Source organism: Thalassotalea fusca, assembly GCF_053485835.1.
The window spans coordinates 1-1,936 of the sequence record NZ_JBQRUN010000036.1 but is presented as its reverse complement, the minus strand read 5'-3'; the positions used below and the strand labels follow the sequence as shown (position 1 = coordinate 1,936).

Genomic DNA, 1,936 nt, shown 5'->3' with positions numbered 1-1,936 from the left:
AGTGGTAGGGGAGCGTTCTGTAAGCCGTTGAAGGTGTGTTGAGAAGCATGCTGGAGGTATCAGAAGTGCGAATGCTGACATGAGTAACGATAATGGGGGTGAAAAACCCCCACGCCGAAAGACCAAGGTTTCCTGTCCCATGTTAATCAGGGCAGGGTAAGTCGGCCCCTAAGGCGAGGCCGAAAGGCGTAGTCGATGGGAAACAGATTAATATTTCTGTACTTCTATATATTGCGAAGGAGGGACGGAGAAGGCTAGGCAGGCATGGCGTTGGTTGTCCATGTGAAAGTGTGTAGGTTGAGAGTTTAGGCAAATCCGGACTCTTAAGACTGAGACACGAGACGAGACTCTACGGAGTCGAAGCTGTTGATGCCCTGCTTCCAGGAAAAGCTTCTAAGCATCAGATATATAGGAACCGTACCCCAAACCGACACAGGTGGTTAGGTAGAGAATACTAAGGCGCTTGAGAGAACTCGGGTGAAGGAACTAGGCAAAATAGTACCGTAACTTCGGGAGAAGGTACGCCGGCTTTGGTGATGGGACTTGCTCCCTAAGCTGAGGCCGGTCGAAGTAACCAGGTGGCTGGAACTGTTTATTAAAAACACAGCACTGTGCAAAATCGAAAGATGACGTATACGGTGTGACGCCTGCCCGGTGCCGGAAGGTTAATTGATTGGGTTAGCTCTGCGAAGCTCATGATCGAAGCCCCGGTAAACGGCGGCCGTAACTATAACGGTCCTAAGGTAGCGAAATTCCTTGTCGGGTAAGTTCCGACCTGCACGAATGGCGTAATCATGGCCACACTGTCTCCACCCGAGACTCAGTGAAATTGAAATTGCGGTTAAGATGCCGTATACCCGCGGCTAGACGGAAAGACCCCGTGAACCTTTACTATAGCTTGACAGTGAACATTGCTCCTACATGTGTAGGATAGGTGGGAGGCTTTGAAACCAGCACGCCAGTGTTGGTGGAGCCAACCTTGAAATACCACCCTTGTATGCGTGATGTTCTAACCTAGGGCCCTTATCGGGCTTGGGGACACTGTCTGGTGGGTAGTTTGACTGGGGCGGTCTCCTCCCAAAGAGTAACGGAGGAGCACGAAGGTTGGCTAAGTACGGTCGGACATCGTACGGTTAGTGCAATGGCATAAGCCAGCTTAACTGCGAGACAGACACGTCGAGCAGGTGCGAAAGCAGGTCATAGTGATCCGGTGGTTCTGTATGGAAGGGCCATCGCTCAACGGATAAAAGGTACTCCGGGGATAACAGGCTGATACCGCCCAAGAGTTCATATCGACGGCGGTGTTTGGCACCTCGATGTCGGCTCATCACATCCTGGGGCTGAAGTCGGTCCCAAGGGTATGGCTGTTCGCCATTTAAAGTGGTACGCGAGCTGGGTTTAGAACGTCGTGAGACAGTTCGGTCCCTATCTGCCGTGGGCGTTTGAGAATTGAAGAGGGCTGCTCCTAGTACGAGAGGACCGGAGTGGACGAACCTCTGGTGTTCCGGTTGTGTCGCCAGACGCATTGCCGGGTAGCTACGTTCGGAACTGATAACCGCTGAAAGCATCTAAGCGGGAAGCAGGCTTTGAGATGAGTTCTCACTGGAGCTTTAAGCTCCCTAAAGGGTCGTTGGAGACTACAACGTTGATAGGTCAGGTGTGTAAGGGTTGTGAGGCCTTGAGCTAACTGATACTAATTGCCCGTGAGGCTTAACCATACAACACCCAAGTGGTTTTGAAGTTGTATGATGACTGATAAATTATCACGTACTTAATGAATTGAATTAGATATACAGCTTTCCGAATTAACTTTTTTGCTTAGCGACAATAGCATTGTAGAACCACCTGATCCCATGCCGAACTCAGAAGTGAAATGCAATAGCGCCGATGGTAGTGTGGGAGTTCCCATGTGAGAGTAGGACATCGCTAAGCTTCC

Annotated in this window: 2 rRNA genes; both read left to right on the top strand. The window is 50.6% G+C overall.

From position 1 onward, the window contains the following. Positions 1-1,718: ribosomal RNA gene (locus tag ACSLUK_RS19850) — 23S ribosomal RNA — on the top strand; the annotation flags it as partial. Between the two features lie 99 nt (positions 1,719-1,817). After that, positions 1,818-1,932: ribosomal RNA gene (gene rrf, locus ACSLUK_RS19845) — 5S ribosomal RNA — on the top strand. Positions 1,933-1,936 lie beyond the last annotated feature (4 nt).